A 13,623-nucleotide genomic window follows, 5' to 3' on the forward strand; every position below is an offset into this window, starting at 1 on the left:
ACAAGGGGTTAGGAAAGGGGGTGTAGAAAGTGCTTCCGCCCTCGGTGCCGTCAACCGCCCAGCACATCCCGTACGAAGGCGTTGGTGAACTTCCCGGTGGGGTCGAGGACTTCGGTCAGACCGCGGAAGTCGGCCAGACGGGCATACCGTCCACGGAGTACCGCCGGCGGCACGGTGAACACCTTCCCCCAGTGCGGGCGCGGACCGAAAGCGTCCAGAGCCTCCTCCAGCCGGCGGACCACCGGCAGCACGGCCGCCGTGTCCTCGATCCAGGTGAAGTGCAGGGCCACCGAGTCTCGGCCGTGGGCCGGGCCGAGCCACTGCGGGTCGGCGGCGACCGTCCGTACCTCGCAGGTCTGCAGCACGCCGGCGACCGCCGACCGGATCCCGTCGACCGCGGACAGCGCATCGACGGCGGCCGACCGCGGCAGCAGGTACTCCGACTGCAGCTCGTCTCCGCTGCTCGGTGTGAACTCCGCCCGGAAGTGCGGCAGCCGCTCGTGCCACGGCCCCGGCATCCCCAGCTGTTCCGTGCAGTTGACCGCCGGCATGCCCGGCACCGGGTGCAGCGCCGCGGTCGCGGCAGCGGCCCACGGGAAGTCCACCGGCGCCTGATCGGTGCGGCGCTTGACCCACACCTGCCGGAAGCCCGGCTCCCGCCAGTCGGTGAACAGGCTGACGCTGTACGCCGACGCCGCCACCGCCGCGTAGTCCAGTCCGGCCAGGGGCAGTTCGGTGAACACGTACTGCTCGACCTCGTACGCCGGCTCCAGGTCAAGGGTGAGCGCGGTGACCACGCCGAGTGCGCCGAGCGAGGTCACTGCCCCGTCGAAACGGGCGTCCCCCCGGCCGATCGACACCGTCGAACCGTCCGCCGTGATCAGCTCGACCTCCCGCACCGCCGCCGCGAGCGGACCGTTGCCCACGCCCGAGCCGTGGGTGCCGGTCGCCACCGAACCGGCCACCGAAATGTGCGGCAGCGAGGCCAGGTTGGGCAGTGCGAGGCCCTGGGCATGGACCGCGCGGGCGAGTTCCGCGTACCGGACACCGCCCGAGACGCGTACCGCACGGGCCGCGGTGTCCACGTCGACGACCGGCGGCAGACCGGCGATCGACACGAGCACTCCCTCGCTGCCGGGGTCGGCGATCCGGTTGAAGGAGTGGCCGCTGCCCAGCACCCGCACCTTCGCGCTGCCTGCCACCAGGGCCCTGAGCGCGTCGAACGTGTCCGGGCGGTGGAATGCCCCGGCCGTGTAGGTGATGTTGCGCGCCCAGTTGGTGACCGTCCGTGCCGACCGTGTCATCCCTGCAGTCCTTCCGAGAGTGCGTGTTCGTTGACCCTCTCATTGGCCGAGACCTACCGTAGAGAACGGTTTCTGTCCGCGCGTCACCGAGCCGGAAGGTCACTTCCTTGCCCGAGCGTCCCCCGGCGCTGTTCGCCATGACGGCCCAGAACGTGCCGCACCTCTTCCCGCCGGAGCTGCTCGCCCGGCTGCGCGAGCACGTGGCCGTCGATCCCACTCGGGTGGCGCACGACCTCACCGACCCCCGGCTGCGGGACACCCTCGCCCGCACCGAGGTCCTGATCACCGGCTGGGGCTGCCCGCGCCTGGACGCGGCGGCCCTGGACGCGGCGCCGAAGCTGCGTGCGGTGCTGCACGCGGCCGGCTCGGTCAAGGGCTTCACCACCCCCGAGGTCTTCAAGCGCGGCATCGTCGTCTCCTCGGCCGCAGCAGCCAACGCCCAGCCCGTCGCCGAGTACACCCTCGCCATGATCCTGCTCGCCGGAAAGGACGTCTTCGCCTTCCGCGACCTGCTGCGCACCCGCCGCACCTTCCCCTACGGCGACATCATTCCCGGCATCGGCAACCACGGCCGCCGCGTCGGCATCATCGGCGCCTCCCGAATCGGCCGCCGCCTCATCGAGCTGCTCCGGCCCCACGACCTCAGGGTGAGCCTCGCCGATCCGTACGTCGACGAGGCCGAGGCCGCCCGGCTCGGCGTCCCTCTGACGGCCCTCGACGACCTCCTGCGCACCTCGGACATCGTCAGCCTGCATGCCCCGCAGACCCCCGAGACCAGGCATCTGATCGGTGCCCGGGAACTCGCCCTGATGCCCACCGGAGCCGTGCTGATCAACACCGCGCGAGGCGCCCTGGTCGACCACGGCGCGCTGATCGGCGAACTGCGCACCGGACGCCTCGGCGCCGTCCTGGACGTCACCGACCCCGAGCCGCTGCCCGCCGACTCGCCCCTCTTCGGCCTGCCCAACGTCTTCATCACCCCGCATCTCGCGGGCTCCCAGGGCAACGAGGTGGCCCGGCTCGGCCGCACGGTCGTGGAGGAGGCCGAACGGCTGGTGTCCGGGCGCGAGTTGGCGTACGCGGTCGACCGTACGACGCTGGAGCGGTCCGCCTGATCGTCACCGGTGTGATCCGGGGCCCCGGGTGCGACTCGGTGGGCAGGCCGACTTCGGCGCAGCGGCGAAGGTGGCGAGGGATTTCGTTGTCTTGCATTCAAGCGAGTGATGAAATCGCTAGCCGTCTGGTGGCATGCATGCGATATCGGTAGCGTGCGGGTGCATGGTCCCGAAACCGCACCCATCCCTGCTCCCCGTCACCGACCGCACCCGTCACCGCCGCCTGCGCGAGCAGGGCAGTCTGGAACGGGCCGACCTGGAGGCGATCCTCGACGCCGGGTTCGTCTGCCACCTGGGCGTGGTGATCGACGGGCGGCCGGTCGTCGTGCCCACGGTGTACGGGCGGGACGAGCGGTGGCTGTATCTGCACGGGTCCGTGGCCAGTCGCAGCCTCACCGGTGATCTCCCGGTCTGTGTCACCGTCACCCACGTCGACGGGCTCGTCCTCGCCCGCTCCGTCTTCGAGCACGGGGTGAACTACCGCTGCGCCATGATCCACGGCGACGCCCGCAGGATCACCGACCCCGGGGAGAAGGTGGAGGGACTGCGCAGGCTCACCGAGCACTCCGCGCCGGGGCAGTGGTCGTATGCCCGTCGCCCCGACCGCAGGGAACTCGCCGCCACCACCCTGCTCGCCCTGTCCCTGGAGGAGGCCTCCGTCAAGATCCGTACCGGCGCCCCCGAGGACGGTGACGGCCCCGACGCGGCCCTCGGCCTGTGGGCCGGCGTCCTGCCGCTGGCCGCCGTCTGGGGCGAGCCCGTGCCCGACCCGGCGCTGCCTTACGGCACGGCCGTACCGGGGCACATCGCGCGACGTGCGGGGACCCGGCACGACTGACGCCGGGACGGGGGCATACGGTGAGAGGCGAACGCCTGAGCCGGGAGGAGATTACGGATGGGCAGCCGCACCGCGCTGGTCGAGGATCTGATGGAACGCTTCCCGCATGTGCCACGGGAGGCGGTCTTCAAGGAGGACCTGCTCCGCGGCGGCGTCGCCTTCGACCCGTCCGCCCTCAGTGACAACGAGAGCGGCGAGGTCAAGCCGAAGTCGTACTTCATCTTCTCGTTCGACCACGGCACCCTGCCGGAGCTGGGCGAGGCCGCGCTGCGCCGGCCCCCGGAGGAGATCATCCTCACCGGCGGCCCGTACGACCTGCGCCGTACGGTGGTCTCCGTGCGGGTGAACCCGGCCTCGCCGTACCGGGTCGCCGCCGACGAGGAGGGACTGCTCGGGCTGTACCTCGACGGGAAGCGGATCGCCGACGTCGGCGTGCCGCCGATGCCCGAGTACTACCGGCACACCCTCTCCAACGGGAAGTCCGTCATGGAGGTGGCACCCACCATCCAGTGGGGCTACCTGATCTACCTGACCGTCTTCCGGGTCTGCCAGTACTTCGGCGCCAAGGAGGAGTGCCAGTACTGCGACATCAACCACAACTGGCGCCAGCACAAGGCGGCCGGGCGGCCGTACACCGGTGTGAAGGACGTCGAGGAGGTCCTCGAAGCCCTGGAGATCATCGACCGCTACGACACCCAGAAGGCGTCCACCGCCTACACCCTGACCGGCGGCGCGATCACCAAGACGGTCGCAGGGCGGGACGAGGCCGACTTCTACGGCCACTACGCCAAGGCCATCGAGGAGCGCTTCCCGGGCCGCTGGATCGGCAAGGTCGTCGCACAGGCGCTGCCCAAGGACGACGTGCAGCGGTTCAAGGACTACGGCGTGCAGATCTACCACCCCAACTTCGAGGTGTGGGACCGGCGGCTGTTCGAGCTGTACTGCCCGGGCAAGGAGCGGTACGTCGGCCGCGACGAGTGGCACCGGCGGATTCTGGACTCGGCGGAGATCTTCGGCGCGCGCAACGTGATCCCCAACTTCGTGGCCGGCGTGGAGATGGCCGAACCGTTCGGCTTCACCACGGTCGACGAGGCCATCGCCTCCACCACCGAGGGCCTGCGCTTCTTCATGTCGCACGGCATCACACCCCGCTTCACCACCTGGTGCCCGGAGCCGACCACCCCCCTCGGCAAGGCCAACCCGCAGGGCGCGCCGCTGGAGTACCACATCCGGCTCCTGGAGGCCTACCGGGCCACGATGGACGACTTCGGCCTCTCCTCGCCCCCCGGCTACGGCCCGCCCGGACCCGGCCACGCGGTGTTCTCCGTCAGCTCCTTCATGGACAGCCTGCCCGCGCGCGATTCCGCCGGGGAAGCCGCGCAGGTGTAACCCTTTCCCGGCCGCCGGGCATAGGGGGGTGTCACGACGGACGGCGGACGGAAGGGGGCAGGTGTGCCCGATGACGAGGGAACACCTGCGAACGAGGACGTACCCGAGGGTGAGGAGAGACTCCGCGCGCTGTTCGCGGCGCACCACGGGCGCGTGCTGAGCTTCGCCCGGCGCCGCGCGGACGACACGGACACCGCGCAGGACGTGGCTGCCGAGACTTTCCCGGTGGCCTGGCGACGTATCGACAAAGTGCCCCGCGCGCCCGGGGAGGAACTGCCCTGGCTGTACGCCGTCGCCCGCAACGTCCTCGCCAACGAACAGCGCGGCCGGCGGCGCGGCGGCAGACTCACGGCCCGGCTCGGCCGTACGGCACCGGTCGTCGCGGCCGCACCCGACCATGCCGGGGCGGTGGTCGAGGCGCTGCATCTGCGCCGGGCGCCTGCCGGTCTGTCGCCGCGCGGCCAGGAGACGCTGCGCCTCGTGGGCTGGGACGGCCTGGACAGCGCGGCCGCCGCCCGGGTGGTGGGCTGCTCCGTGCGCACCTTCGCCGTACGGCTGCACCGTGCCCGGCAGCGGCTGGAACGGGAGCCGGCACGGCGGGAGGAACCGGGCGAACGGCTGGTGCGACCGGAGGGGGAACGGGCATGAGGAGCCGTGGGAGCACGACGGAGGCCGAGGCCCGAGTGCGCCGGCTGATGGGCCCGGCCGACCCGGTGAGCGGCGAGAGCGCGGCCGACGGGGCGGTCCTGGACCGATCCTCGCCACCGATCCGCACATGTGCCGCGGTCGCACCCGCCGGTACCGTCCACCCCGGCGGCGCCGGACGGTCGTGGTGACGGCGCTGCTGGTCCTCGGCGGGGGCGGGCCGGCCGCCCAGGCATCCGGGGGTCATCCCCGAGGGCGTCGTCCGGGGGCTCGACCGCGCCGGGGACGGGCCGGGCGGCGACGGCCCGGAGCCCGACCTGGACCGCGCGATGACGCTGTTCGACGGGCGGACACCGGGCGGGCAGCGCATGGAGTACTGGGGCGCCCAACCGGTCCGGCGGTGAGTGCGCCTGTCTCCGCGTCATCGACTCCAAGGTTCCGCCGAGGGCGGTGAGTCGGAATGCGGTCGCGGTCCGTACAAGAAGCCGGAGATGTGGGCCACGGTGGACACCACCTTGTTCCCGGACTGGGCCACGGTCCACGGTCACGTGCCCGCGTCGGCCGTCAACGTACGTGTCACCTGGGCGGACGGAGGTACCGAAGGGCCGGTGAAGGTCGCCCGCAACCGGTATTTTCGTGGCCTTCGCCCCGTACGACGACCGGCCGGACGAAGCCTGGTCGGTGTACAAGGCGGAGGCGCTGGACGCGCGAGGGCGGGTCGTGACGGAGTACAGGCCCGACGAACCGGCGGGTGACCCGCGACTGGACCGAGCGGATTTGAATACGCGGCTTGTCAGTTGTGTCGAAGACGTGAAAGGCTCCTGCCGCCGCGAGGTTCCCCCCAACTCCATTCCTTCTGTGGTGAGTTGACCTCGCTCGTGGATGCAGGAGTCCCATGCCCGACCTGCCGACCCCCCAGGACGCCACCGAGGCCGCGCTGTTCTCGGAGTGCTGGGACGCCGTGCTCTCGTACGCCGACCTGTGCACCTCCGGTTCCCTGACGGCACATCAACTGGCCACCGAGGCGTTCGCCCACGGCATGCGCGAGGTGCGCGCCGCCGGGACCGTGCCCGCGCGCGGTCCCGGCCGGCGCGCCGGCCGGCTGCCGATGATCCCGGAGCTGCTGACCGCCGTACGCAACACGGCGGCGGGCTGGGAGGCCGACGGCGAGGGACACAGGCTGGACCCCGAACTGAGGCTGTGGCTCAACTCCGGGCAGGCCGCCCGCTACGGCGGCCCGCCGCTGCAGCGCCCGGTCGCGCTGCGCGGCCTCAGGGACATGCAGGACGCGGACGCCTCGCTGTTGTGGCTCGCCGAGGCGGAGGCACTGCCCCTGCCGACCGTGGCCCGCCGGCTCGGCCTCGACCCGGCCACCGTCGCCGAGGAACTCGACCAGGTCCGGGCCCTGTTCCGGGACCGCTGCCACCGCGCGCATCTGGACACCCCGATGGATGCGCGGTGTCGCAGCTACGCCCGCCTGCTGGACGCGGTCACCCGCTCGCCGGCCGCCGACACGCCGGGCGACCTCTCCCGGCACCTCGCCACCTGTGTCCGGTGTGCCGAGGCCGCCGCCTGTCTGCGCCTGCACGGCGGCGGCCTGCCCGCCGCGCTGGCCGGCGGGGTCGTCGGCTGGGGCGGCCTCGCCTATCTGGAGCGTCGGCGCCGCGCCGCCGAGGTCCGGCTCGGCGTGGGACACCCGGGCGCGGCCGAGGCGCCCGGCGGCGACCCGGGGGAGAGCGCGGGCCGCAGCCGTGTCCTGCGCAACGGGCTGCTCGCCGCCGCCGTCCTGCTGTCGGTGCTGGCCCTCGGCGTGTCGATGATGCCGTTCGGAGACTCCGGCGGCTCCGGCGGTGACAGGACGATCGGCGCCCGCGACGCCCGTCAGCCGGTCGCCGATCCCGCCCCCTCCACCGCCGTCACCGGCCCGAGCCCTTCCGGCAGCCCCTCCATCACCCCTTCCGCGACGGCCACCAGGACCAAGTCCGACCGCAAGAACCCCGACCCCGAACCCCAGGGCACCTCCTCCGCCACCAGCGGCGCCCCGAGCCCGACGACCGCCCCGGCCGTCTCCTGCCGGGTGGCTTACAGCCTGGACAGCCAGTGGGCCGACGGCTTCCAGGCCACCGTCACCGTCTCCACCGACAAGGCGCTCACCGGCTGGCAGGTCGCCTGGACCTTCCGCGACGGCCAGCAGGTCGGCCAGATGTGGGACGCGACGGTCCACCAGAACGGCTCCCGCGTCAGCGCCACTGCGGCCGACTACAACAAGTCCGTGCCGGCCCACGGAACTCTGGCGTTCGGATTCCTGGCGTCCTGGCAGGGCAAGAACCGGCCTCCGTACCACTTCACGCTCAACGGAGAGACCTGCGCCGCGGGTTGATGCGGTCGGGGAGTGGGCGTACCCGGCGGCCCGGTCTTCCCCGCGGCCGGCGGCACCGTCCCTGCTCGCGCGCCCCGCGACCCGCCTTGATCGCCGAAATGGCGATTAATCACCGTCCCGTCACCATGTGACTACCTCGGCATCACGGTCTCGGCAGCGGAAAACCTGAGTTTTCGCCAAAACCTCCTCCCTGGCGGGGCCGCTCGCTGCAGGGAGTGACCGCGGGGTCATGGCGTGAAAGCTGCCTGCTCGGGCGACCTACCTGGCACTTCGGCAACTACCGGGCGGTACCCCCGATGTGGCGCAATTCACTCGCCTCAAAACGGCGCTCTGTCAGCATCAACGCCATCGCAAGGCGAGGCATCCGGACTGCGGCGGGGGGCGTGGCCATGGGGTTGCTCGGCAATGAGCTGGCATTCGCGCACGCGCTGACGGCCCAGGAGCGGGAGAGCGTGATGGCTCTCGGCAACCGGAAGCGCTACCCGGCCGATGACCACCTCCTGACGGAGGGGGACCGGTCAAGCCACGTAGTGATCATACTTCAGGGGTGGGTGACCGTTTCCGTGGCCACGGACCGGGGCGCCACCCGGCTGATCCTCGGGCTGCGCGGTCCCGGTGAACTGCTGGGCGAGATGGCCGCGTTGGACCCGCATCCCCGCAGCGCCACCGTGCGCGCGCTGGGCCCCATAGAGGCCCAGGTCATCGCCGGGGACGCGTTCCGTCGCTTCCTCGCCCTGCACCCCCGGGTCAGCGGTCTGGTGATTCGCCAGCTCACCTTCCGGCTCCGCAACGCCGACCAGGAGCGGTCCGCGCTCGCCTCGCTCACCGTGCTGCAGCGCCTGGCCAGCCGGCTCACCGAACTCTCGGGAGCCGAGCCGTCCGGCCCCTACGCCCCGTCCGGAGCGGGCCATACGCCCGGACTCCCGCCCGCCGGACCCGTCGTCCAGCTGGCCCAGGACGAACTGGCCGCAACCATCGGAGCAACCCGGGAAGCCGTCGCCAAGGCGCTGCGCCTGCTGCGCAGCCAGAAGATCGTGCGGACGGGCAACCGGCTGGTGGAGATCCTCGACCCGGCGCTGCTCGCCCTCCTCGCGGAGGGCCATCAGGAGTAAAGCACCGCCTCGCCATGTGTAAACGGCTACAGACGGCCTGCGTCCCGGGCCCGACGCTGATGGGACGAACCACCTCTTCGGCAAGCGGACAGGACTGCAGGGGGCACGGGTGAACCACGACGCACCGGAACTCGGTGAAGCTCACTACGAGTTGGTGATCAGCGTCGATGCCAGACGTTCCGGGGAGTACGACGACGTCGACAAGCAGCACATGCGCGCCCGGATCTACCGCGTGCTGGAGACGGCGCTGACCCACGCCAGGGTGGGCCGGGACGCCGTCCACCTGGAGGACCGCGGGGACGGCGTGCTGCTGTCGGTGCCGGGCCGGATCGCGGTCACCCGGCTGCTCGGCCTGTGGCTGATCGAGGTGCACGAGAAGCTGCGGGACGAGAACCGGGGCCTGCGCGTCCCGCTGGGGCTGCGGATCGGCATGCACGTCGGCCCGGTCCGGCACGACGACCGGGGCATCAGCGGGCGCGCCGTCGACCTCGCCTGCCGGCTGGCCGACTCCGCCGTCGCCCGGCAGCTCCTGGACGCCGAGAAGGCCGACCTCGTGCTGGTCACCTCCCAGTCCCTGTACGAGGACGTGGTCAGCAGCGGAGGCAAGTTCATCGAGCCCGCGCACTACTCCCCGGCCCGGCTGGAGCTCAAGGAGGGCGAGGTCACCGCCTGGTTCCACCTTCCCGGCCGGCCCGCTCCGGTGATCCCCGTGACACCGTCGCCCTTCGCCGCGGCCGTCGCCGAAGCCGCGGAGACCACCGCCGACTTCGCCGACACCAGGCCGAAGTCCGGGCCCGGGCCCGTAGCCGACCCCGGTCGGCGGCCCGACCCCGCCGGCACCCACTACACCGTGCAGGGCGACATGTCCCAGCACCACGACAACGTCTACCAACAGCCCGTGCACATCGGCCGGATCACCGACCGTGACACCGAGCAGCAGAAGGGGGGAGCCGAGTGAGCGACGACCAGCAGGCGGGCGGCGCGGCCGAGGACACCCCCGACAGGCCGGACGAGGCCCGGCCGCCCGAGTCCGAGGAGAAGAAGGACAGGGACGACCGGTCCCGGGACGACGACGCCAGGAGCGACGACGAGAAGGCCGGCGACGACGAGGCCGCCGAGCGGGAGAAGGAACGCGAGAGGGAGCGGGAGCGCGCCGCCGGGCGGTTCAAGGAGCACACCCGAGACCCCCTCGCCGAGGACCAGGGCGAGGACGGGCCCACCGATCTCGCCGCCGCCGCGCGGACGCGCCGCGCCACCCGGATGCTGTTCGACGCCGGCCGGGACCTGACCAGCTTCGACCGCTCGTACTTCCGCAGCGCCCACATCGGCGACCTCATCAACCTCCGGCTGGACGGCCGCCAGGCGGGTACGGGGATGCGCAGCGGGCCCGTGCCCGAGGAAGAACTGCGCAGGCTCCGCCGGGGCCATGTGGAGCCTGCGGGGTATCTGCAGCTGCGCAACGCGCTCCGCGCCCATCGGCTGCTGGTGCTCGGCGCCGCTCCGGGCACCGGGCGTACGAGCACCGCGCTCTCGCTCCTCGACGAGGCCACCACCCTCGCGGCCGGCCGCACGGACCCGGAGCCCGGACCCGGCTCCCGGGTGCGGCGGGTCGACCCGGACGGCGGGGTCCGACAGCTGGCGGCCTCGCTGGACGAGTCACGGGCCGACGAGGGCGAGAAGGCGCAGCGCGGTACCGGATACCTGCTGGAGCTGTCCCTCACCCGGCCCGGCGCGCTGCCCCCCGCCGAGATGGACCTGGACGAACTGGCCGCCGCCCTGCACCGCTGCGAGGCCTTCGCGGTGATCGTCGTCACGGTCGGGTCCGCGGCGAATCAGCTGCTCACCGGGCGGTACGGCAAGCTCTGCCCGCCCGCGCCCACCCAGGAACTGCTCGACACCCGGCTGAGCGAGCGGCTGGAGGGCCAGGCAACGACGGCACCGGACGGCAGTGGCGGAGCGGCCGACCTGCTGGCCCGCGCCGAGGAACTCTGGGCCCGTAAGGAAGTCAAGGACGCCGTCGGCCTGGACGACCTGCGCCCGGCCGAGGCAGAGCTGCTCGCCTCGCTGCTGGCCGGGCAGGTGCTGGGGGACGTCTCCTACGAGCAGTTGCTGTCCGGGTGCCGGAGCCTCGCCGCGAGCCAGGCGCAGGAGTGGTTCGCCGGAGTGGACCGGGCGCTGACGGCGCAGCCCGCGGAGGCGGAGAGCACCGGGGGACGGCCGGGCACGGCGACCCTGTTCCACCCGGTGGCGTTCCGGATCGCCCTCGCCGTGCTCGGGGGAGCCTCGCACAGCGCGGTGGCCGCCGCCGCCCACCTGCTGACCTGGGAACTGTCCGTCCAGTGCGACCCGGACAACACACCCGCCCGCCCGCTGTTCTGCGACGATCCGGAAGCCGACCTGGCCCTCTCGCGCGCCGAACTGACCGACGGCAAGGTCGACGTGGCCGGGGCCGAGGTGCCGGCACGGTTGATCTGGTACCGGGGTTCCGCCCTGCCGGCCGCCGTGCTGACCGAGCTGTGGGACCGGCACTTCCCCGTCCGGGCACCGGTGGTGCGCTGGCTGCGGCTGCTCGCGGACGATCCCCGCTCCCAGGTGTGGATGCGCGCCGCCGTGGCCGCCGGGGAGCTGTGCGTACGGGACTTCGACCACGGCTACACGGACTTGGTCCGGCCGCTCGCCGAGGCGGCCACGCCCCGCCGGAGGATCTTCGCGGCCACCACCCTGGACCAGGCCGGCGGCCACGACTCGCACCGCAGGACCGTCCACAAGCTGATCGCCGACTGGAGCCGCACCGGCACGGCGCCACTGCGCTGGACCGCGGCGATGGCCCTCGGCTACGGCAATTCCGCGGCCACCACGGAGGACGCCCTGGACACCCTGGCCCGGATCGGGGTCCGCGACGACGGGGACCAGCTCGCGGTCGCCTCCTTCAACGTCGTACGGCTGCTCGCCCTGCCCGACGGGGCACAGGTGCTGGCGAGGGTGGCCGAGTGGACCCACCACAAGCGCGAGCCCTACCAGGACCTCGGTCTGGTGACCACCGTCCGGCTCGCGCTGACCACGGTGGACGAGGTGCTCACGGACGACCCCGACTCCCCGCTGGCCGACCGCGGCGACTGGCCGCTGCCGCTCGCGCTGGCCGCCACCAGGCCCGAACTCGTCGGCCCCATGGCCGACTTGATGTGGACCGCGCTGAACACGGCACGCGCGAGGGACGTGGCTGTGGACGCGCTGGAGCGCCTGCTGCGCTCGGCCGTGCGCAAGGACGGCACCGAGTGGACCCGGCCCGGGCTCGCGGCACTGCTGCCCGCGCTGGCGCCCGAGGAACACGACCGGCGACGGCTGGACTGGCTGCTGCGCCGCATGATGAACGACCCCGAGAACCCCGTCCCCGACGCACAGGCGCGCGACTTGTGGTGGCTCGCCGTCACGCCGCCGCAGCGGACGCGCCGTGAGGACATCCGCGAGGAGGAGAGGCATGGCTGAGGACGAGGCGGCGGCCGGGGGCGTGGCGCCCCTTGGGCCGTTCCTGAACGAGTACACACCGACGGGGATCCCGCCGGTGAGCGCCCAGAAGGTCTCGGTGGTGTTCTACCGGAACGGCGGCTACAGCGTGATCACCGTCTCGGGGGTGCGGCACGTCGACAAGCGGGCACTGGCCCGGCCGTACACCGTCTGCGAGATCGCGCAGGGCACCTATGTGTCGACCCTCCAGCTGGACCTGCCGGCCGCCGGTGGCACCAGCTTCTTCAAGGCCGAGGTGGACATCGAGTGGGAGGTCACCGATCCCCACCTGGCCGCCGTCCAGGTCGTGACCGACGTCGCCAAACGCCTCACCGCCCCGGTACTGGAGCGGCTGCGCGAGGTCACCCTCACCTACCGCGTGACCGACGCCGAACAGGCCAACCGTGTCATCACGCGGGAGTGCGTCGGCGGACGCTGGAGCGACCTCGGCTCCGAACTCGGCCTGCGGGTACGGCTGTACGTACGCCTGGGGGTGGACGACGAGGCCATCGGGTACGCGAAGAAGAAGCGCGAGGTGCACGCCGACGCCGAGGTCACCAAGGTGCGTCAGGACTCGTTCCGGCGCATGCTGCAGGGCGGGGAACTGGAGCAGCTCAGCTTCATGCTGGCCGCCGACCCCGAAGGGGCCAAGGACTTCCTGGAGAAGATCCGTCAGGAGGGCCGGCAGGACGAGCGGGAGCGGGTCGACCGGCTGTACGGCATGGCGCTCCGGGGCGAACTCAACTCCATCGACGTGGAGACACAGGTCCTCAACCTCCTCAACAAGGACCACCGCAGCCTCCAGGGACCCATCGGGACGGTGCCCGCCCGCAGGGAGCCCCGGCAACTGGAGCCGTCCGCCGACGGACCGTTCACCCCGGAATGGGTCTCGGACGAACCGCCCCGGCGGCAGCCGTACCGGGGGGAGCCCGCTCCCGAGGGGCCCCGGCGCAGGGAGCGCTACCGCGGAGACGACACCGCAGCGGACGAACCGCCCTCCCGCACACCGCGCCGGTCCTACCGCTCCGAGCCCTACCCGTCGGACGATTTGGACCGGGAGACGTCGCGTGGCCGGGCGTATCGGCCGGAGGGTCATGCGGAGGGTTATCCGGGGGGCTATGCGGACGACGATCTCGACCGCGAGCCTCCGCGCGGCCGGTCCCACCGGGCGCAGGCGTACCCCGCGGACACCCCGGACCGTGAGTCGTCGCGTGGCCGGCCTCACCGCTCCGAGTCCTATCCGTCGGACGATTTGGACCGGGAGACGTCGCGTGGCCGGGCGTATCGGCCGGAGGGTCATGCGGAGGGTTATCCGGGGGGCTATGCGGACGACGAT

11 protein-coding genes are annotated in these 13,623 nt (G+C 72.3%); 10 read left to right on the forward strand and 1 reads right to left on the reverse strand.

Translation table 11 applies throughout. The features are described from left to right. Positions 1-50 precede the first annotated feature (50 nt). Complete coding sequence (locus ACIRU3_RS10405; protein ID WP_404054205.1) at positions 51-1,304, reverse strand: FAD-binding protein; 1,254 nt, start codon at positions 1,302-1,304, stop codon at positions 51-53. Between the two features lie 107 nt (positions 1,305-1,411). On the opposite strand from ACIRU3_RS10405, the gene ACIRU3_RS10410 reads away from it, so the two are divergent. The 10 genes from ACIRU3_RS10410 to ACIRU3_RS10455 form a co-directional block, all read left to right on the forward strand. After that, entirely contained in the window at positions 1,412-2,419 is a 1,008-nt protein-coding gene (locus ACIRU3_RS10410) for a hydroxyacid dehydrogenase (protein ID WP_404054208.1), read from the forward strand. Between the two features lie 163 nt (positions 2,420-2,582). Beyond that, complete coding sequence (locus ACIRU3_RS10415) at positions 2,583-3,257, forward strand: pyridoxamine 5'-phosphate oxidase family protein (protein ID WP_404054211.1); 675 nt, start codon at positions 2,583-2,585, stop codon at positions 3,255-3,257. Between the two features lie 57 nt (positions 3,258-3,314). Then, on the forward strand, positions 3,315-4,646 hold the full coding sequence (locus ACIRU3_RS10420; RefSeq protein ID WP_404054213.1) for a radical SAM protein: 1,332 nt from the start codon (positions 3,315-3,317) through the stop codon (positions 4,644-4,646). 63 nt (positions 4,647-4,709) lie between these two features. Then, positions 4,710-5,294: an RNA polymerase sigma factor gene (locus tag ACIRU3_RS10425; RefSeq protein WP_404054215.1), complete on the forward strand. Its 585-nt coding sequence runs from the start codon at positions 4,710-4,712 to the stop codon at positions 5,292-5,294. Then, positions 5,291-5,482, forward strand: coding sequence for a hypothetical protein (locus ACIRU3_RS10430; RefSeq protein ID WP_404054218.1), 192 nt, complete (start codon positions 5,291-5,293; stop codon positions 5,480-5,482). Before ACIRU3_RS10425 ends, ACIRU3_RS10430 begins: the two co-directional genes overlap by 4 nt. 704 nt (positions 5,483-6,186) lie before the next feature. Beyond that, positions 6,187-7,671 carry a cellulose binding domain-containing protein gene (locus tag ACIRU3_RS10435; RefSeq protein WP_404054221.1) on the forward strand — a complete coding sequence of 495 codons (1,485 nt, stop codon included), beginning with the start codon at positions 6,187-6,189 and terminating at the stop codon, positions 7,669-7,671. Positions 7,672-8,060: 389 nt separating this feature from the next. After that, complete coding sequence (locus ACIRU3_RS10440; RefSeq protein ID WP_404054224.1) at positions 8,061-8,783, forward strand: Crp/Fnr family transcriptional regulator; 723 nt, start codon at positions 8,061-8,063, stop codon at positions 8,781-8,783. Between the two features lie 109 nt (positions 8,784-8,892). Beyond that, positions 8,893-9,741 carry a hypothetical protein gene (locus ACIRU3_RS10445; RefSeq protein ID WP_404054227.1) on the forward strand — a complete coding sequence of 283 codons (849 nt, stop codon included), beginning with the start codon at positions 8,893-8,895 and terminating at the stop codon, positions 9,739-9,741. Next, positions 9,738-12,269 carry a hypothetical protein gene (locus ACIRU3_RS10450; protein ID WP_404054229.1) on the forward strand — a complete coding sequence of 844 codons (2,532 nt, stop codon included), beginning with the start codon at positions 9,738-9,740 and terminating at the stop codon, positions 12,267-12,269. Before ACIRU3_RS10445 ends, ACIRU3_RS10450 begins: the two co-directional genes overlap by 4 nt. Continuing rightward, positions 12,262-13,623 (forward strand): hypothetical protein (locus ACIRU3_RS10455; protein ID WP_404054232.1); only part of this gene is annotated, 1,362 nt, incomplete at its 3' end. The genes ACIRU3_RS10450 and ACIRU3_RS10455, both read left to right, overlap by 8 nt.

The organism is Streptomyces sp. NPDC101151 (genome assembly GCF_044768335.1).
Lineage (GTDB): Bacteria > Actinomycetota > Actinomycetes > Streptomycetales > Streptomycetaceae > Streptomyces.

Bases quoted from the DNA above. Each gene is read 5' to 3' on its own strand.
- ACIRU3_RS10405 (WP_404054205.1), bottom strand. From the start codon at position 1,304: ATGACACGGTCGGCACGGACGGTCACCAACTGGGCGCGCAACATCACC.
- ACIRU3_RS10435 (WP_404054221.1), top strand. From the start codon at position 6,187: ATGCCCGACCTGCCGACCCCCCAGGACGCCACCGAGGCCGCGCTGTTC.
- ACIRU3_RS10420 (WP_404054213.1), top strand. From the start codon at position 3,315: ATGGGCAGCCGCACCGCGCTGGTCGAGGATCTGATGGAACGCTTCCCG.
- ACIRU3_RS10440 (WP_404054224.1), top strand. From the start codon at position 8,061: ATGGGGTTGCTCGGCAATGAGCTGGCATTCGCGCACGCGCTGACGGCC.
- ACIRU3_RS10415 (WP_404054211.1), top strand. From the start codon at position 2,583: ATGGTCCCGAAACCGCACCCATCCCTGCTCCCCGTCACCGACCGCACC.
- ACIRU3_RS10430 (WP_404054218.1), top strand. From the start codon at position 5,291: ATGAGGAGCCGTGGGAGCACGACGGAGGCCGAGGCCCGAGTGCGCCGG.